This window comes from Edaphobacter sp. FHG110511_03 (assembly GCF_059115365.1).
The window spans coordinates 148017-166751 of record NZ_JBZYWL010000002.1 but is presented as its reverse complement, the minus strand read 5'-3'; the positions used below and the strand labels follow the sequence as shown (position 1 = coordinate 166751).

General features: G+C 56.7%; 18 protein-coding genes. 8 read left to right on the top strand and 10 right to left on the bottom strand.

Annotated features, from left to right (window positions below; genetic code table 11):
- Positions 1–28: 28 nt before the first annotated feature.
- The gene (locus AC5S26_RS10160; protein ID WP_494184780.1) at positions 29–1102 is read right to left on the bottom strand and encodes a Gfo/Idh/MocA family oxidoreductase; all 1074 of its coding nucleotides are present in this window, start codon (positions 1100–1102) and stop codon (positions 29–31) included.
- 198 nt (positions 1103–1300) lie between these two features.
- Between AC5S26_RS10160 and AC5S26_RS10155 the strand changes: the two genes are divergently transcribed.
- The 4 genes from AC5S26_RS10155 to AC5S26_RS10140 all read left to right on the top strand — a co-directional run bounded on the left by AC5S26_RS10155 (position 1301) and on the right by AC5S26_RS10140 (position 5977).
- Positions 1301–2902 (top strand): TolC family protein, encoded by a 1602-nt coding sequence (locus tag AC5S26_RS10155; RefSeq protein WP_494184779.1) that lies wholly within the window; start codon positions 1301–1303, stop codon positions 2900–2902.
- 2 nt (positions 2903–2904) lie between these two features.
- A complete protein-coding gene (locus AC5S26_RS10150; protein WP_494184778.1) occupies positions 2905–4152 on the top strand; it encodes an HlyD family secretion protein in 1248 nt (415 codons plus the stop codon).
- Positions 4153–4225: 73 nt separating this feature from the next.
- The gene (locus AC5S26_RS10145) at positions 4226–4825 is read left to right on the top strand and encodes a Dps family protein (protein ID WP_494184777.1); all 600 of its coding nucleotides are present in this window, start codon (positions 4226–4228) and stop codon (positions 4823–4825) included.
- 114 nt (positions 4826–4939) lie between these two features.
- The gene (locus AC5S26_RS10140) at positions 4940–5977 is read left to right on the top strand and encodes a VTT domain-containing protein (protein WP_494184776.1); all 1038 of its coding nucleotides are present in this window, start codon (positions 4940–4942) and stop codon (positions 5975–5977) included.
- Between the two features lie 5 nt (positions 5978–5982).
- Here AC5S26_RS10140 and AC5S26_RS10135 read toward each other — a convergent pair whose 3' ends face one another.
- A complete protein-coding gene (locus tag AC5S26_RS10135) occupies positions 5983–6711 on the bottom strand; it encodes an energy transducer TonB (protein ID WP_494184775.1) in 729 nt (242 codons plus the stop codon).
- 140 nt (positions 6712–6851) lie between these two features.
- Between AC5S26_RS10135 and AC5S26_RS10130 the strand changes: the two genes are divergently transcribed.
- The 3 genes from AC5S26_RS10130 (at position 6852) to AC5S26_RS10120 (ending at position 11175) form a co-directional block, all read left to right on the top strand.
- Positions 6852–8099 carry an acyltransferase family protein gene (locus AC5S26_RS10130; protein WP_494184774.1) on the top strand — a complete coding sequence of 416 codons (1248 nt, stop codon included), beginning with the start codon at positions 6852–6854 and terminating at the stop codon, positions 8097–8099.
- Between the two features lie 87 nt (positions 8100–8186).
- Positions 8187–9776 (top strand): UbiD family decarboxylase, encoded by a 1590-nt coding sequence (locus tag AC5S26_RS10125; protein WP_494184773.1) that lies wholly within the window; start codon positions 8187–8189, stop codon positions 9774–9776.
- Between the two features lie 142 nt (positions 9777–9918).
- Positions 9919–11175 carry an Nramp family divalent metal transporter gene (locus AC5S26_RS10120; protein ID WP_494184772.1) on the top strand — a complete coding sequence of 419 codons (1257 nt, stop codon included), beginning with the start codon at positions 9919–9921 and terminating at the stop codon, positions 11173–11175.
- Here AC5S26_RS10120 and AC5S26_RS10115 read toward each other — a convergent pair.
- The 5 genes from AC5S26_RS10115 to AC5S26_RS10095 form a co-directional block, all read right to left on the bottom strand.
- A complete protein-coding gene (locus AC5S26_RS10115) occupies positions 11172–11615 on the bottom strand; it encodes a (deoxy)nucleoside triphosphate pyrophosphohydrolase (protein WP_494184771.1) in 444 nt (147 codons plus the stop codon). The two genes, AC5S26_RS10120 and AC5S26_RS10115, sit on opposite strands and share 4 nt — an antisense overlap.
- 74 nt (positions 11616–11689) lie before the next feature.
- A complete protein-coding gene (locus AC5S26_RS10110) occupies positions 11690–12409 on the bottom strand; it encodes an HAD family hydrolase (protein ID WP_494184770.1) in 720 nt (239 codons plus the stop codon).
- 144 nt (positions 12410–12553) lie between these two features.
- On the bottom strand, positions 12554–13192 hold the full coding sequence (locus tag AC5S26_RS10105) for a LolA family protein (protein ID WP_494184769.1): 639 nt from the start codon (positions 13190–13192) through the stop codon (positions 12554–12556).
- Positions 13192–13731: a type IV pilin protein gene (locus tag AC5S26_RS10100; RefSeq protein WP_494184768.1), complete on the bottom strand. Its 540-nt coding sequence runs from the start codon at positions 13729–13731 to the stop codon at positions 13192–13194. Before AC5S26_RS10100 ends, AC5S26_RS10105 begins: the two co-directional genes overlap by 1 nt.
- 51 nt (positions 13732–13782) lie before the next feature.
- Entirely contained in the window at positions 13783–15102 is a 1320-nt protein-coding gene (locus AC5S26_RS10095; protein WP_494184767.1) for a M16 family metallopeptidase, read from the bottom strand.
- Positions 15103–15269: 167 nt separating this feature from the next.
- Here AC5S26_RS10095 and rlmN point away from each other — a divergent pair, with 167 nt between their 5' ends.
- Positions 15270–16463 (top strand): dual-specificity RNA methyltransferase RlmN, encoded by a 1194-nt coding sequence (gene rlmN, locus AC5S26_RS10090; RefSeq protein ID WP_494185400.1) that lies wholly within the window; start codon positions 15270–15272, stop codon positions 16461–16463.
- Here the strand turns inward: rlmN and AC5S26_RS10085 are convergent.
- The 3 genes from AC5S26_RS10085 to AC5S26_RS10075 form a co-directional block, all read right to left on the bottom strand.
- The gene (locus AC5S26_RS10085; RefSeq protein WP_494184766.1) at positions 16390–16995 is read right to left on the bottom strand and encodes a GNAT family N-acetyltransferase; all 606 of its coding nucleotides are present in this window, start codon (positions 16993–16995) and stop codon (positions 16390–16392) included. The two genes, rlmN and AC5S26_RS10085, sit on opposite strands and share 74 nt — an antisense overlap.
- Before the next feature lie 9 nt (positions 16996–17004).
- Positions 17005–18087, bottom strand: coding sequence for a gluconeogenesis factor YvcK family protein (locus AC5S26_RS10080; RefSeq protein WP_494184765.1), 1083 nt, complete (start codon positions 18085–18087; stop codon positions 17005–17007).
- A gap of 87 nt (positions 18088–18174) precedes the next feature.
- A complete protein-coding gene (locus AC5S26_RS10075; RefSeq protein ID WP_494184764.1) occupies positions 18175–18726 on the bottom strand; it encodes a tetratricopeptide repeat protein in 552 nt (183 codons plus the stop codon).
- Positions 18727–18735: the final 9 nt, after the last annotated feature.

Here is an 18735-nt window from a genome sequence, read left to right as displayed (position 1 = left end):
CTTTGCACAATTTAGAGGGAGTGGGGCGTCAGAAAGAAACTGGCAAGCTGCGCCCTTCCGCGCTGCTCTGCCGCGCCATCTCGAGCAGGCGAATCACACGATAAGCGTCCTCCGGCGTGACCTTGAGGGGCGAGACGCCAAGAATCGCATCCCGAACGTTTGCATAGTAGCCGCGATAGTCTCCCAGCTCCGTCTTCACCGTGGTGCGATTCAGCTCGCCCGGTTCGGCAGGGTCAGGCGCGATAGTGAGCGTCCCCCAGGCCGATTCCGGCTCAGCCAGCCAGACACGGGCATCGCCCATGGGCGGAACCGTGGCGCCCCCTACCAGCGCGGGCTCCTGCGGATCGAGGCCGTACTTGCGGAAACTTCCATTGGTTCCGTGGATCAGGAAGCGCGGAGCCGGCTCGGCGGCCAGCATGGTCGCCCGGCAGAAGGCCTGCAGCTTCGGATAGTGCAGCATGATGTCGAAGGCATCTTCGATGGCGGTCGTGTCACGGTCGCGCCGAACGCTCGCCGTAATCGCCTGCGGAACGCCGAAGAGCGTCAGAACCTGATCCACCAGATGCGGTCCCAGGTCGAACAGCATCCCGTTGGCGTCGTTCCCCTCCTCTTTCCAGGTCGCCTCACGGGGCAGGGGACGAAAGCGGTCGAAGTGAGATTCAAACGTGGCCACGCGGCCCAACTCCCCCGACTCCAGCACTTTGCGGACCGTCAGAAAATCGCCGTCCCAACGGCGATTGTGGAAAGGAGCCAGCACCAGCTTGCGCTCTTCAGCAATCTCTGCCAGTTCCTTGGCCTGGCCGCTCGTCGCCGCGAAGGGTTTGTCGATCACGACATGCTTCCCGGCCAGCAGCGCCCGCTTTGCCAAGTCGTAGTGAGTCTCGTTAGGGGTGCCCACGACGATCAGGGAGACTGCCGGATCGCCGAACGCCTCGTCTACGGAGCGCAGGATACGCGCCTTCGGATACGCCTTGGCGGCCTCATCGCCGCGCCGTTGCACGATCGCTTCGAGCTTCAACCCAGGTACCGCGCTTACGAAAGAGGTGTGAAAGACACGCCCAGCCAGCCCAAAACCGATTACTGCAACTCCAATCTCTGCCATCGATCCTCCTGAAATCTCTTGTTCACGGAATCTTTTCCGGAAAGAAGTCCATTCTATGCGGTTAAGGGCCGAACTCCATGCCGCTCAATCGCCTGCGAAACTTTTTTGAGCCGCCAAAACGATGCCAAGCATCAGAATTCCTATAGAAATCCTAGGCCCAGGCGCTACCCTTCTTCTTGAATACTTGGATAGAAGAGTGTGGCTGGAAAAGACGGAGATACGATTAACATCGAAGCTATGGTTCAATCCAAAAGGAAGGTCGCAGCTAGCGTGGCGATCGATACCGAAGTAGCGCGCCTTCTCCGCGGCGCCGTCGTCATCGCCGGACTGACGCTCGCCGGCTTGCCCGCGCTGGCGCAGACGCAGACAGCACCCTCGGGCAACCAGCCGAGACCGACGCAAACGGGACCCAGCAGCGGGTATGAGAGCTCGCCGGTCGCCGGTGCCCAGCAGCAGCTCTACACCGCTTCTGGACAGAATGGAGCCCAGGTCTCACAGGACTCCTTCAAAGGCAGCCTTGTCGAGGGAAAATCTACCGGTACTCTAATGGATCTGTCGCTGGACGATGCGATTCAGCGCGGCCTGCGGAATAACCTTGGAATCATCCTCCAGGGCGCGGCGCAGAGAAACGCGAACGGGCAGCGACTTGAAGAGCTGCAGGCGCTTCTTCCTACAGTGACGGGTGCGGCCAGCATCAACGTCCAGCAGGTCAACCTGGCGGCCTACGGTTTGAAGTTCCCAGGCTTGAATCCGATCATCGGGCCTTTTCAGGTTGTTGACTTTCGCGCCTACCTTACGCAGAACCTGTTCAACCTTTCCGCGCTGCAGAATTACATTTCGGCCAAGCATAACTTCGCCGCCGCAAAGCTTACCGCCGCGGATGCCCGCGACCTGGTGGTGCTGACGGTCGGAAATTCCTACCTGCTCTGCATCGCGGACAACGCCCGCGTGGAAGCAGTTACGGCGGAGCTGGCAACTTCGAAGGTTTCGCTGGATCAGGCGGTAGCGGCGCACGAGGCCGGCACCAGCCCTAAGCTCGATGCTCTCAGGGCCCAAGTTGATTATCAGAACGAGCAGCAGACGCTGATCTCGGCCAAAAATGAGCTCGCGAAAGACAAGCTCGCCCTGGCTCGAGTCATCGGTCTTCCGCTTGACCAGGAGTACCGTCTGACCGACTTGGTGCCGTATGCGGTCTTCAACGATGTCGATCCCCAGGCGAGTGTGGATCAGGCTCTCAAGACCCGCAAGGATCTCGCAGCATCGGATGAACAGGTGAAGGCGGCCGCCGCGCAGAAGAAGTCGGCGTGGGCCTATCAGCTGCCGGTTGCCAGTTTCGTCGGAGATTTCGGTGACCTTGGCCAGACGCCGGGTCATTCGCATTCCAGCTATACGGCGACAGGACAGATCACGGTGCCGGTTCTTCAGATTGCCAAGACGCGTGGACAGAACGAGGTCGCCGCGGCAAGTTTTGAGCAGGCCCGGGCACGGCTGGGAGACCAGGCGCAACAGGTCAACCAGGATGTCCGCGATGCCATCCTGGATATCCAGGCAGCGGCGAAGCTGGTGGATGCAACGCATTCCAACGTCGAGCTGGCAAATGAAGCTCTTAGCGAAGCACAGCAGAGGTTCAAAGCGGGCGTTTCGGACAATCTGCCGGTCTCGCAGGCGCAATCGCAGACCGAGCAGGCGAACGATCAGTACATCAGTGCGCTTTACCAGCACAACATTGCCAAGCTTTCGCTGGCACGTGCCCTGGGCTCGGCGCAGACAAACTACAAAGATTATCTCGGAGGAAAGTAACCTTGCCAGAGCAAGCAGAGAAGAAGTACGAAGCGAATAAGGACCACGCCCCGGAGCCGGAAGACGAATCTCCAGAGAAGAAGTCCCGCCGCAAGCTGATCGTTATCGCGGTGGTGACACTGCTGGTGATCGGCGCTGCCCTCTTCTATTGGCACTCGACCTTCACAGAGGACACGGACGATGCCCAGGTCGATGGCGATCTGTACCAGGTAAGTTCACGCATCGCGGGCCAGGTCATCAAGGTCTATGTCGAGGACAATCAGGAAGTCAAAGCCGGAGATCTGCTGGCCGAGATCGACCCGAAAGACTTCCAGGTCGCGCTCGAGCAGGCACAGGCAAACCTTGCCAGCGCTGAGGCTGCCGCAATTCAGGCGAACGTGAACGTTCCGATCACCACCATCACGTCGAACACCAGCATCAATACCACTGGCTTTGACGTGCAGGGAGGTGTTGCTGCAGTGGCCCAGGCGCAAAAGCAGGTTGCCGCGGCGCAGGCTCGGGTCGACCAGGCAAAGGCGAATGAGATCAAAACCAATCTCGATGTGGAGCGGTACAAGCCGCTGGTTGAGAAGGACGTTATCTCCAAGCAGCAGTTTGACGGGGCGGTTGCCGCGGCTGCCGCAAATCGCGCCGGGGTACTCGAGGCTGAGTCCACTCTGATCGGGCAGCAGGAGGCGGTGCGGCAGGCGCAGCAGAAGCTGGCGCAGTCCCGCTCGACGGCGATGGAAGCCACCAAGAATGGCCCCAGCCAGATTCGCGCGCAGCAGGCGAAGGCAAATGCTGCTGTTGCCGATGTCAAGCAGGCACAGGCAAAGGTCGATCAGGCAAAGCTTAACCTGGGCTACACCAAGATCACGGCCCCGACCACCGGAATCGTGAACAAGAAGAACGTCAACGTCGGCGCCAACCTGTCAGTCGGGCAAGATCTTCTGACCATCATCCCGTTGACGAACCTGTGGGTAACAGCCAACTTCAAGGAAACCCAGCTCGAGCATATGCGGGATGGTCAAAAGGTAGTAATCAAGGTCGACGCGCTGGGCGGAAAGAAGTTCCACGGCACGATCCGCCAGATTGGTGGAGCGACGGGTTCACGGCTCTCGTTATTCCCACCGGAAAATGCGACCGGCAATTATGTCAAAGTAGTTCAGCGCATTCCAGTGCGAATCGATTTCACCAACTTGGACCAGGAGAACAACGACCACAAACTCCGTCCGGGGTACTCGGTCACGCCGGTTGTATCGGTAAAATAGCGCAATTCACAAACGAGTAACCACCTCATCCACCTCGGCATCTGATAAGAAAAGATGTATTCAAACGAGGTGGATGATGGCTGTTGCAATAAAGAAAGCTGGCGTGGCCGATCCTTCGGCAGCGCCCCATTGGCACGCGCATGCGCGTGAGATACAGAAGTTCGGCACGGTCATCGAGGATCTGCCGCATGCTCTGGATGCGAAGGTAAGAGCGGAGATGGTAGCCCAGCTGAACCAGTTGCTGGCGGATTCGATCACGCTCCGCGATATGTACAAGAAACATCACTGGCAGGTCTCCGGACCCACGTTCTATCAGCTGCATCTTCTGTTCGATAAGCACTTCAACGAGCAGGTCGAGATTGTCGATACGATTGCAGAGCGGGTTCAGCTGCGGGGCGGCGTGACGGTCGCCATGGGAGGCGACGCGGCTGAGATGACAAAGATTGCGAAACCGCCGCGCGGCAAAGAGCAGGTCCCGGTGCAGATTTCGCGTCTGCTCGAGGCGCATAAACTCATTATTCAGAGTTGCCTCGATATCTCCGAAGCCGCCGATAAAGCGGGCGATCAAGGGACCAATGACCTGGTTGTGAGCGATGTCCTGCGTCCGAACGAGCTGCAGTCTTGGTTTCTGAGTGAGCATCTGGTGGAGATGCCGCTGATCCTTGACAAATAACCTCTGACCTTAATAACTTCACAGCCCGGCAACTTTCAGGTCGCCGGGCTGTGTATCTTTAAGATACGTGTGGACATCCAATCCGCATACGTATAAATAATTGGACCGTTTGTTATGCCGATTGCACTCGCCTTTTTCATTCATTACGCCTACCTGATTCTGTTCCTCTGGGTGCTCGTGGAACAGATTGGCGTTCCCGTGCCCAGCATCCCGGTGTTGCTGACGGCGGGTACTCTTTCGGCGACGCATAAGATTCATCATTCTTACGCACTGCTGGCAGTCCTGGCGGCCTGCATGCTCTCGGACTCCATGTGGTTTGCGCTCGGACGGAGATACGGCAACAGCGTTCTGAAACTGCTATGCCAGCTGTCGTTCGAGGCATCCACCTGCGTGAGCAAGACGGAAGGCTACTTTTCACGGCGCGGGCCTGCGACGCTGCTGTTTTCCAAATTTGTGCCTGGCCTGAGCACAGTAGCCCCTCCGATCGCGGGACAGATCGGAATGCCGTACGTACGATTCTTTCTGTGGGATCTCGCGGGTTCTATCGTGTGGGCTGAGACCTTTCTGCTGGCCGGGCGGTTCTTCGGCGACCTTGCGCAGAAGAGCGGGCGGTTCTTCCACTGGCTTGGCCACTTTGCCTTTGCCATCTTTGTCCTGATGGTGATCGGCATAATGGCGTATCGCTTCCTGAAGCAGAGGAAGTTTCTGCAACAGGTTCGGGAACTGCGCTTGGAGCCGGCAGAGCTGAAAGCCATGATCGATCAGGCAACGCTGCAGGGAAATACGCCGCCGTTCATCGTTGATCTGCGGCACCCATTGGACTATCTTCCGGATCCCCGTGTGCTTCCGGGAGCGCTGCGAATTGGCCCCAACGAGATCCGGCAACACAGCGAGATCATCCCGCGCGATCGCGATGTCGTTCTTTACTGCACGTGCCCCAGCGAGGAGACCAGCGCCAAACTTGCGCTGCAACTTCACAAGATGGGAGTGTACCGGGTGCGACCCCTGCGTGGCGGCTTTGACGGATGGAAAGAAGCGGGCTATCCGCTTGTCGACTACATCGTAGATAAGCCCGCTTCCGCGGTACTCCCTGAAGAGATTGCGCCTGCGCCGTCTGGACCCGAATCGAAGACAGTCCAGCCAGCCCTTTAAGCCAATCACCCTCCCAAGGTGAAGTTCACTGTAATCGTGGTCTGGACCTCGGTAGGTTCGCCATTCAACCGGAAGGGTTGATAGCGTGCCGCCCGAATTGCATTCATCGCTGAGGTTCTCAACATCTCAGGTCCGCTGATGACATGAAGACTTTCGATCATTCCGGCCTTGGAGATGATGGCTTCTACAACAACCGTTCCGGAGACTCCTGCCGCAAGCGCGATCGGAGGATATATGGGATGGATCGGCGCGACCAACATTCCGGCGGAGATTCCCCCTGAGATTCGCAGAGGCCTCGTTTGAGCAGGTGGCGAAGCTACAGTGACCGTGGTTCCATGACCGCTAGGGTTTGTCAGAGCGTTGGAGAGCGCCTCTCCCATGCCGAAAGCGGAGCTTGATGGCCCTGTCATCGAAGGTCTCATATTGTCTGGTTCAGGGGTGGGGATCAAAGTGTGTATGAGGGGGTGCATTGCAGCCGGGGGCGAGAATGCGGTCGACATCTGGGGGGATGCCCGTTGTGATTGCGCTACCGGGATCGGTGAGTGGGGTGGTAGCGGAGGCGTAAAAACCAGTGCTGTTTCTCTATGAAAGGCTAGGCCTTCCGGATGGATCAGGGGAAGGACAACCAGAGTTGCCGCCAGCGCAGTTTGAAGCGCAATGGATCCCGCCATCGTCCATTGTTTTGTTGCCGGGAGTTGCGCAATCTGCGACTCGATCATATTTTCCTCGAACATGGACACCTCCGAACCGCCTTGGATTCAGGGGCGCACTTGCGAGGAATGAGTCCGTAAAAGGTTAGACCCCTGTGGGGTGGGATTTGTTCCCGGTAAAAAAACTGCACAAGAGGGCCGCTTGTGAGCGATCATGGATCACCATGGCTGAACTTTCCGCAACCCTAGCCGATCCGGCAAGAGTGTCCAAGACCGTCGTTGCGCCTTCTTCGCGCGTGCTCTCCGTCGATGTCCTGCGAGGCATCACCATAGCCTTCATGATCCTCGTCAACGATGCAGGCGACGGCAAACACGTCTACACGCAGTTGGAACATGCCGCATGGAATGGCTGGACTCTTACGGATCTGGTCTTCCCGACATTCCTCTTCATCGTCGGCATTGCCATCATCTTGTCGATCCATGCGCGACTACAACGGGGGGCCAGCCGGCGAGAGCTCGCGCTGCATACGCTGCGGCGGGCAGCGACGATCTTTGTCGTCGCCATGCTCATCAATCTGGTGCCGTACTTCCGGTTTTCGCATTTGCGTATTTATGGTGTGCTTCCGAGAATCGCACTGTGCTATCTGATTGCTGCGCTCATCTGTTTGATGACACAGAAGGCCCGGAATCTACTGGCGATTACGGCGGCGTTGCTTGTGAGTTATTGGCTGTTGATGCGCTTTGTACCGGTTCCGGGATTCGGAGTTCCGACGCATGAGATTCCCTTGCTCGATCCGGACCGCAACCTGGCAGCCTGGATTGACCGTGGCACCATGGCATTTACGCAAAGCGCGTTCCACACCGGCAGACTTTATGAAGGAACTCGGGACCCGGAGGGGCTGCTAAGCACGATCCCAGCGATTGGAACGACGCTGCTGGGCGCAGTTTCCGCCTTGTGGCTTCGCCGCGCAGGGGGGAAGTCGCCCTCAATTACCAGCGCCCAGTGTGCTTTGGGTCTGCTGCTTGCGGGATTCGTGGGAATTGCTTCGGGCCTGATGTGGAACATCTGGTTTCCAATCAACAAGAAACTTTGGACGAGTTCCTATGTCCTGTTTGCCGCGGGCTGTGCATTGGTGGGCCTGGCCGTTTGTTATTGGCTGATAGATATCCGCCGGTTCCACGAGACGAAGGCTGGCAAGCGGCTTACATGGCCGTGGCTGGTCTTCGGCTCGAATGCGATCGTTGCATACGTGGTGGCGGCAATCGTAGAGAAGACGCTCTCCCTGATTCACATGGCCGGGGTGACTCCCGACGGCAAGCCACTCACGGGATGGGGCTGGGTGTACTGGAATATCTTCGCGAGCCACGGCTCCACGAACAATACGTCTGTGGCCTTTGCCATTGCGTTCGTTCTGGTGTGTTTTATTCCGAATTGGATTCTGTGGCAAAAGAAGATCTTTGTGAAGCTCTGACTCCCATACCGGTGCAGGGTTTTCCCCTCGACTCACGACCCGTTACCATAGACAGCGGACCGCATCGGGATGCGGCAGGAGAGGGAATTGGCTTACAACGATCTGCGCGAATGGATCAACACGCTGCATAAAGCAGGAGAGCTGAAACGAATTACGGTAGAAGTTGATCCTCTTCTGGAGATGGCCGAAATCGCGGATCGTGCCGCCAAGATGGGGCGCGGCACTGCAAAGGCCGGAGGGCCAGCGCTGCTGTTTGAGAATGTTAAGGGCTATCCCGGCGCTCGCGTGCTGATGAACCAGTTCGGAAGTGAGCGCCGGATGAAGCTGGCGCTCGAGACGGAGTCGCTGGACGCCATTGCCGACCGCATCCGAATCCTGCTGAAGCCTGAGACGCCGGTTGGATTTGTTGACAAACTGAAGATGCTGCCAAAGCTGGCCGAGGTTGGCGCTTTTTTCCCGAAGCTTGTCTCCGCCAAGGACGCGGCTTGCAAGCAGGTGATTCTGCGTGGGGCCGATGTCGATCTCAATCGGATCCCGGTGCTAAAGACGTGGCCTCACGATGGAGGCCGCTTCATTACCTTGCCCTGTGTAATTACACGTGATCCCAAAACAGGGAAACGCAACGTAGGGATGTACCGCATGCAGGTTTATGACAGCCGCACCACCGGTATGCACTGGCAGCGTCAAAAGGTAGCGGCAGAGCACATGCGCGAGCGTCTGCGTGCGGCGTCCGGAGATGTTGCCACCGGCGTTGACCTGATGGCTCTGACCGCAGGGGGAACGGCCATGGCGTCGTCCCTGGAAACGATCCCTCATGTCGCTTTGGGGAAGATTCGCAACGAACGCATGGAAGTTGCGGTCGCCATAGGAACCGACCCGGCGACGACTTTCAGTGCAATCGTTCCTGCGCCGCCCGACGTGGAGGAGTACATCATCTCGGGATTTTTGCGGCAGAAGCCTGTTGAACTGGTCAAGGCTGAGACCGTCGATCTCGAGGTGCCTGCGAATGCGGAGTACATCCTCGAGGGCTATGTTGAACTTGGCGAGCTCCGGACAGAGGGCCCTTTCGGCGACCACACAGGTTTTTACACCATGCAGGATGACTACCCGGTATTTCACATCACCTGCATTACGCATCGTCGAGATCCGGTCTACGCGGCGACCATTGTCGGCAAGCCCCCGATGGAAGACGCCTGGATGGGGAAGGCGGTGGAGAGAATCTTCCTGCCGCTGATGCAGCTTACGCTGCCGGAGATCCGCGACGTGAATCTGCCTCCGGAGGGTGTCTTTCACAACCTGATGATCGTTTCGATCCGCAAGTCCTATGCCGGGCATGCGCGCAAGGTGATGAACGGCATCTGGGCGATGGGGCAGGCGATGTTTACCAAGTGCATCATTGTCGTCGATGAAGACTGCGACGTGCACGATATCCCCGAGGTTGTGCTGCGGACGACCAACAATATCGATCCTGAAAGAGACATCCAATTCACGCTGGGGCCGGTTGATTCCCTGGACCATGCCAGCCGTCTGCCAAACTATGGCAGCAAGATGGGGATCGATGCTACGCGGAAGTGGAAGGCGGAGGGCTTTGATCGCCCCTGGCCGCCGATGCTGGAGATGGACCCGGAGGTGAGGGCGCGGGTCGATTCGATCTGGAGGCACCTGGGCATTGAATAATTGAGGCGTTCGCGTTCTTCAACGGTTAACGGGATACTCTAAAAGGTAGACGGGTGCTCACCCGGTTCACTACACAATTCAAGGCTGGCCTAAAAAGTAGGTCATCCAAATACTGTCCTCTCTCGTGACTTAAGGGGCTTCGATGACACTGTGGCGTAGATGGAGAAACCGGCTGATGTTGCTGTTCGCCGTTCTCGGCCCCGGCTTCATCACTGCCAATGTAGACAACGATTCCGGCGGAATCCTGACGTATTCGCAAGCTGGTGCACAGTACGGCTATAAGCTGCTGTGGACAATGATCCCGATCACGCTGGCTCTGATCGTTGTCCAGGAGATGTGCGCCAGAATGGGGGTTGTTACCGGAAAAGGGTTGAGCGACCTGATCCGTGAGGAATTTGGCCTGCGGGTCACATTTTTTGTCATGATCCTGCTGGTGATCGTGAATTTCGGCAATGTTATGGCGGAGTTTTCCGGCATTGCGGGAAGCATGCAGCTCTTCCACGTCAGCAAATACGTCAGTGTGCCTGTCTGCGCCTTTATCGTATGGATTCTGATCGTCAAAGGCGATTACAAAAGCGTCGAGAAGGTCTTTCTTGTCGCCAGTGTGGTCTATATCGCGTATATCTTCACTGGTGTGCTCAGCAGCCCGAACTGGCACGAAGCCCTGGTGCAAACGGTGAAATTTCCGAGCCGGAATGTCTGGCACGACCGAAACTACGTCTATATGACGATCGGCATTATCGGCACGACGATCACTCCCTGGATGCAGTTTTATCTACAGTCTTCGATCGTGGAGAAGGGAATCGAGGTTCGCCAGTATAAAGACTCGCGTCTCGACGTCATTGTGGGCTCTATTTTCACGGATGTTGTGGCATGGTTCATCATCGTAGCCTGTGCAGCCACGCTCTATACCCACGGAATGCGTAATATCACCGAGGCTTCCGACGCGGCCGATGCTATGAAACCGCTGGCGGGGCAGTATGCTTTCATTCTGTTCGCGGCGGGGCTCTTCAATGCTTCACTCTTCGCAGCCTGCATCCTGCCACTCTCTACGGCTTATACCGTATGTGAAGGGTTGGGGTTGGAGAGCGGCCTCGATAAGGGATTCAAAGAAGCGCGATTTTTCTATTGGTTCTACACGCTGTTGCTGGCGCTTGGCGCAGCGGTCGTGTTGATTCCAAACTTTCCTTTGATCCAGGTCATCATCGGCTCCCAGGTGCTCAATGGCATCCTGTTGCCAGTGGTACTGATTTTCATGCTGCGACTGATCAATAAGCATGAGCTGATGGGAAAGTACACGAACTCACGCTGGTTCAACATCGTGGCCTGGCTTACGGCGATCATCGTGACGTGCTTGTCACTGGTGCTGATGTGGAATGGAATTCGTGGAGGAAGCTAGAGAAGCTTGCCTTCGGAGAGATCGCGGATCAGACCAAGGTCGGCGGCAAGGAAGTCGAATTCGGGTAGTCGCTCAAGCGGAGACCAGCGCATATCATTGAATATGCGGTTTTCGAGGATTCCGGTGAATTCGCGCACGACAAAGAACTGAAGATCGATCGTTCCACCGTTGCGGTATTTGTGGCGAACACCGGCAATGCGTTTGCCGATTGTGGCGGTAATCCCTAGCTCTTCGTTGAGTTCGCGCTCCAGAGCGCCTTCAGCGGTCTCGCCAAGCTCAATCTTGCCTCCGGGGAACTCCCATTTGAGGCTCATCGGCTGATCGGGCTTGCGCTGGCAAATCAGTACTTCAACCCCTGAGTCGGTATCGCGGAGAATCAGCGCAGCCACCACAAACCGTACCGGTCTTTGTGCAGCGGCGTTGTCAATCTGTTCTCTCAATTTGCGAATCGGCTCTCTCACCTGTCTTCTTAGTATTAGACGCCAACTCGCGCATGAATGCGCCCGAATAATCCTTAGCTGGCCGCCACAGACGCGGGATAGTAAACAGGCCATCCCTCCTGGGTGCTGCGCTCAAGGAGGCCTGTGGTTGGATTGACGGGAAATGCCCGACGTGCGATTGCGAGCATGGCGGCATCGTGGACGGAGTTTCCGAAGACCGCATCCGGTGCTGTGATGCCCATCCGATTGAGGGAAGCGACCTTGCCCGCATCTGTGGGGATATCAAGCAGAGTGTCGGAGATGATTCCGTTTCTTACCTCTACCCGCGCAGACAGCACACGTTCCGCAGGAATGGCGAAGCGCTGTACACCTTCTTCAATGACCCAGTCATTCGTGGAGCTTACAGCCCAAATCTCGGTCCCGTTGGAACGCAGTTCGTTTACCAGGTCGAGCATCTCGGGAAAGATGTTGCGTTCGATGCGAGTCGCGAAAAACTCGCGGGCTGCACGACGAAGCTCGTCTTCACGCAGGCCCTGATAGAGCTGAACCATTTCGCCGCACATCGCCAGCTCGGAGACCTCATTGCGGTAGTAGGCGCGATATCGCGAATCGATCCAGTCCGCGGCCTCACGTGAGACCAGTCCAGTTTCGATAGACCATTTCATGAACGAGGAGCCGGCATCGCCGGACCAGAGGGTTCCATCGCAATCAAATACTGCAACTTTAGGATGGAGGGAGTGAACAGCGGTGAAGAAATCTTCGGTAGAAAGCGTATTCGAAATGATTGTCGACATTGGAAATCTGCATTTCTGCGCGGCCTGCGGTCACGCGCGACGTTATCTTCTTCGGTTCTTAAAGTCTACTCTCTAAATGCACAGGAAAAAGTGCATAAGTTTATGGTCAGGGTTCCCCATGACAATCAGATGAAACTGCTGGAATTAGACCGGAGGAAGAGCATCTACGACGGTTACACCGTCGGGAGGAGAGAAGACGAAGTCGGCTTCGCGCGTTGGCACATTCTCCTCCACTTGAGTGAAAGCAAACTCGGTGATTGCGCCGTCGATCTCTTCAAGCTTCATGTGCTGGATCTCCCCATCAGGAGTAACGTCCAGCGTAAGGCGTTGGATACGCTGCTCCATCCCTCTCGGAATTCCCGAGATATGAATGCCATGCGTATCTCCGGTTACGGTCAGCTTGACAAGCTCTTTCTTTAGCTGGGTATGGCCAAGGAGAAAACGCAGTGGACTGCGAAGATCGTCAAGCTGCTTTGCAGGGAGACGCTGTACCTGAGCGTCTCCCGGGTTATAGAACCAGGCGAATTTGCCGTCGAGGACAAAGAGCTTGCCCTCGGGCTGGTCGTAGCTCCAGCGCATGCGGCCAGGCTTCTTCAGCAACAGGGTCCCGGACTCAGTGCGGTCGAGCCCCATGCCTGCGTAATGCTCGGTATAGCGCGCTCGCAGGGAGGTGAGACGGTTATAGTGCTGGTCCACGCGATTGAGCAGCGCATCCGTATCCGCCGCAACGGCGATTCCGGGCGCTGCAAACACCATGGCCAGGATCAGAATTTGTTTCAGCATTACTGGATGGGCTGTGTGCAGTTCGTTCCGCCCGCTGGATCGAAGGTGATGCGGTTGTTCTCGTCGGAGCAGAAACCGCGATCGCCCGATTTGCCCACTGAGTTGGGGACAGCCGTTACCTGGTAGGAGGTGTACATGTCCTGATTATTCACTGTCACCTTGTTGCAGTTGGTGATAGAGAACGTGTAACCAGCTTTGTTGCCAGTGGCAAGACCTACATCAATCAGTTGTGCCGCTTGAGCCGATGGAGCACCGGATTTCGGGTCGCCACCCAACTGAGGCAGCGAGCATGAGAATCCATTGCCTGGATACATCGAGTTGTACTGTAGTTGCGCTTGTACGATGGTTCGAACCGACTGAATGGCCGAGGTCTCGTGGGCCTGCTTGGTCAGTTTCAACATCTGGGGAACCGCCAGCGTCATCAGGATCAGCATGACCGACATGACGATGAGGAGTTCGATCAGGGTAAAACCCTCTTCTTTCTCCTGAATGACTTCCTCTTGGTACTGCTCAATGCGTAGCCGGTGCTCTGCCTTCATCCTGTTCCTCGCTGCGTCGTATGCCATGGTAATGCCAACCTCAAAACTCTATCAGCATACGAGGTCACCGCGCTCAACCTTCATCTCGCCAAGGTTCCCAAGCAGGGCGATGGCCATAGCCTCGGGCCGGAAGAGCTCCCGGGCGAGCCGCTGAATGTCGTCTGGCGTGACAGCTTCGATCTCACGAGTGATCTCTTCCACTCCAAAAAAGCGACCGAAATACATCTGCTGCCGTGCAAGGTTAGCCATCCGGCTGGAGCCACTTTCTAATCCCATCACCATGTTGCTCTTCAATTGATCTCTGGCGCGACCAAGCTCGGCTTCACTCACTGCCTCCTGCTTCAGACGGCTCAATTCACGCATTGTGAGCTCAATGGTTTGCATGGTCTTATCGACGGCAACTCCGGCGTAGATGCAAAGCGATCCGGTATCACGGAAAGGGCTCATCTCCGAGAAGATGGAGTAAGCCAGGCCGCGGTCCTCACGAATGGTCTGGAAGAGCCGAGAGCTCATCCCGCCTCCAAGGATGCTGTTCAAAAGATAAATGCCGTAGCGATCGGGGTGGCTTACGGCCGGAGCAGGGACTCCGAGGCACAATTGCACCTGCTCAAGCGACTTTTTGTTCTTCAAGGTGATGTGCGGGTTCGATGATGGTGTTTCGCGATGGGGAAAGGTGTGGCTTGCTCCTGGAGCCAGCGAGCCGAAACGCCGCTCGACCTCGGCGACGAAGCTCTCATGCTCCAGATTTCCCGCTGCCGAAAAGACGATGTTTCGCGGAGTGAAGCGATCGCGATAGAAGTCAAACAGGGTCGTCTGATCGAAGCTGGAGACGGTCTTCTTGGTTCCGAGGATCGGCCGACCAAGAGCATCTCCCTTCCAGAAGTTCTGGGTAAACATCTCGTTGACGAGGTAGTCAGGATTGTCCTCGTCGATTTTGATCTCTTCGAGAATGACGCCCTTTTCGCGGTCCAGGTCCTCTGGGGTGAAGGTAGGATGCAGTACCAGATCTGAGAGCACGTCGAGAGCCGGGCCTACATGCTCGTCGAGTACCTTGATGTTGAAGCAGACGGTCTCCTTGCCGGTAAAGGCGTCAAGATTGCCGCCGATCGTGTCTACCTCGCGTGCGATTTGCCGAGCTGAGCGCGTGGTGGTTCCCTTGAAGACCATGTGCTCCAGAAAATGGGAGAGTCCGTTGATCTCGGGAGCTTCGTCACGTGAGCCTGAGCCGATCCATGCCCCCATGGAGACACTGCGGAGGTGCGGCATGCTCTCTGTCAGGACGATGAGGCCATTGGAGAGGACTGTCTTGCGAATGCTGCGGGGGACACGTGGAGTAAGGCGGATATCTTCAATCAGAGTGGTTGCTGCCATGTCTCTATTGTTTCATAGCAGAAGGATTGGGCGTAAACTATAGAAAGGCAAGGAGATTGCTTGAAGTTGTGACCCCTATATTGAACAAAACAAAGGCATTGCCGCTGGGTGTAAAGGCCACGGGAGGACCGCTTTTCGGCCACCTCCCGGAGGAGCTCGCTGTCCTGATGGAAGGCTTCGGCCATAAAAACTACCGCGCGAAGCAGATCTCGGAAGCTATTTATCGTCAACGAGTTAGCTCTATCGACGAGATTACGGTTCTGCCGCACGAATTGAGAGATGGGTTAACGCAGGCGGGCTACGCGGTAGGCCTGCCTGAGATCGTCCAGACCGCGAGGTCTGTGGACGGCACGGAGCGTTACCTGATGCGCCTGGCGGACGGAGAAACCGTAGAGACAGTCTGGATGCCGGATGGCGATGGTGGAGAGCGCGGAGATGGAAGCGATGCCTCGCTTGAGGAAGAAGCCGCCGATGGCCTGGAGGGCAACCTCTCGGAGTTTTCTGCGCTGTCCAGTCAACAGTTGCACAGACAAGATCGCCGCAACATGGGTGCGCTGGCGGAGAGCGGTTATAGGCGGGCAACGATCTGCATCTCGAGCCAGGTGGGATGCGCGGTGAACTGCCAGTTCTGCCTGACAGCAAAGCTGGGAATCAAGCGGAACCTGACTGCGGGAGAGATCGCTGGCCAGGTTGTGGCGGTACTGAACCGACATGGCATCAAGATGGGCAAGGATAGGATCAACCTCGTCTTCATGGGGATGGGGGAGCCCTTTCTGAACTATGACGAGTTCATTCGTAGCGTCGAACTGCTTGTGAAGCAGATCGGCATCCCTGAATCGCGGATGACGGTTTCGACCAGTGGGATTGAGCCCGCTATAAGGAAATTTGCGCAAGAGCCGCTCAGACCCAAGCTAGCTCTCAGTCTCAATGCCTCCAACGACGAGGTGAGGGAGCAGGTGATGCCGATTACGCGCAAATGGAATATTGGGCAGCTTCTTGAGGCGGTGAAGACGATTCCTCTGGGGAAGCGCGAGTGGGTCACATTTGAGTACGTTCTGCTGGGCGGCGTTAACGATCAGCCTGAACACGCCCGCGAGGTATTAGAGCTACTGAAGAGCATGAGGGCGAAGGTGAACCTGATCGTCTGGAATCCCGGCCCCGGGATCGCTTATACGCAGCCGAAGCCGGAGGACGTCGCGGTCTTCCAGAAGATGCTGATCGATGCAGGAATGCCTGCTTACATTCGTCGCCCACGTGGACGAGATATCTATGCCGCATGCGGCCAGCTTAAGAGGACGGTTGATCTACCCGCAGACGCTCCTCTAGTCGAGATCGCACCTGCGGCCATTCTTCCCGCGTAATCGAAAACCAGACACTGTGACGTAACGACCCATCCGGCATGACATTGTGATTGCGGAATGTTCCCTCGTAGACTGCGCCGAGTTTGCGGATCGCTGCCTGCGATTGGAGGTTTTCATGGTGGGTCTTGAAGGCGACGCGATTTAAGCCCAGCTCTTCGAAGGCATAGCGAAGCTGCAGTTGCTTGGCCTCAGGATTTACGCTTGCGCCGTGCCAGCGAGGCGAGATCCATGTGTGGCCGATCTCTGCCGTGCGGTGACGCATGTCAAGCTCGATCAACCGGGTCGATCCCACGATGCCGTTTTCAGCTTTCAAAATGGTTGCCCAGACAATGTGGCCGTTACCATTTGCTGCAAGGGCGGATTCCATCCACCCCTCAAGCTCGCTTCGATTGCTGACTCGGGTAAGCATGTACCGCCAGATTTTCTCCTCGAAGGCAATCTCTTCGAGGCCGGAGAAATGATTGCGCGAGAGCGGTTCCAGTCGGACCCACTTGCCGTCGAGAATGGGAGTATCCACTACCGTGGTCTGCATACGCTCCGATCATGCATGCTGCGCTGCTGCAGACCGGGTGAGGCATAGCTCCAGCAGGGTTTTCGTTACGAGGTCATAATCGTGGCGTAGGACCTCGCCTTCGTGGAGAAAATTACCGGTCACCGGTTCGACCCCAAGCTGCCGGATGCGATCCAGATCGCTCACAATAGGCTCCTGTCCCTCTCTCGCATATTTCTCCAGGGTATTGGGTGATATGGGGGCGGTATTGATCAGCGCATAATCGAAGAGTTTTTCGGCATTGCCTGCGTGACTCAGAATCTTTTCGATGTGTTGCGATGCCGTAAGTCCCAGGGATTCATTTGCCTGTGTCATGAGATTGCAGAGAAGAACGCGCGTTGCTTTGGAGGCGGCAATGGCTTCCGGTATGCCTTGAACCAACAGGTTCGTGATCAGGGAGGTATAGAGCGAACCGGGACCAAGGGTGATGAGGTCGGCGTTTGCGATTGCCTCCAGGGTCTCGGGCAAGGGATGGACTTCGGCCGGAATGAGGTTCAGCTCTACGATATTTTTTTTGCTTCGCGTGATGTTCGTCTCACCGCTCACTGTAGAGCCGTCGTCCATCTGGGCAGCGAGAGTTACATTTTCAGTGGTGGCGGGGAATATGCGGCCGCGTATGGCAAGAATCTGGGATGAGGTTTGGACAGCCTGGGCGAAGTCTCCGGTCACATGACTAAGTGCCGCCAGGAAGAGGTTGCCGAAGTTGTGGCCGTCCAGTTCCCCCTGGTTGAAGCGATATTTGAACAAGCGCGAAAGCAGGTACTCGTCCTCGGAAAGCGCCACCATGCAGTTTCGAATATCACCGGGGGGTAGCATATTGAGATCTTCCCGGAGGCGTCCGGAGGAACCGCCATCATCTGTAACTGTGACCACTGCGGTCAATTCGCCAATCAGGTGAGAAGAGGTTCCAGGTGGGGCAGTAACGGCTGTCTCCATGCGTGAGCGTCTGCGCCTGTCCTGGACGGGAACGTACTGTTTCAGCCCACGCAAGAGCGTCGACAGCCCCGTCCCGCCACCGATGGCGACCACGCGAAGCGGTCGTTCGATGGGACTATTTGGTTTAAGCAAACTCACGAACACCTCGTCGCTGCATTGCGCTGCTTCCATGGTACCGGAGGAAGCAGCGTGCCAAGCGCAGGGGTGTTGGCAGATCAGAGACGGCTAGATCTCGGGATAGAGAAGTTCTGTAAATCGAGGATCGTCAGCCATGTCCTGAAAGTCAGAGTCTGCGCGCGCCTGAATGCGGTTGCGTGGATTCCGGCGAATCGCCTCCGTCAGGTGTTCGAGACACGTGTGCGAATCGCCGGTCATCGAAGCGAGCACGGCGAGTCCGTAAAAGGCGTAATCTGCATCCGCCTTCTGCTTCAGGATCTCCTGGAACTGTTCTTTCGCGTCCTCATAGTGACCGTCATTGAGCAGGGAGACAGCGTAATCGTAATGCTCCTCATGGTTCGTGAAGCTGGCTTTTTCTCGGGAGAGCTGTGTCGTCGATGCACTGATGTACATCCGGATGCGGTCGGAAAGATTTCCGGCTCCTGCTGCAAGGAGTTTCTCAAACGATGAGCGGGCTTTTTCGAATTTGCCTTCCTGCATCAGCCGGACGGCAACCTCGTAGTTTGCGAGAACTTGCGCCTGCGCTGGATCGTCTGCCGGAGAGACCGCACCAGCAAGGGTGCGGGTAGAGCGCTTGGAAGCAATTGCGGTCTTTGCCATGGTTTTGTT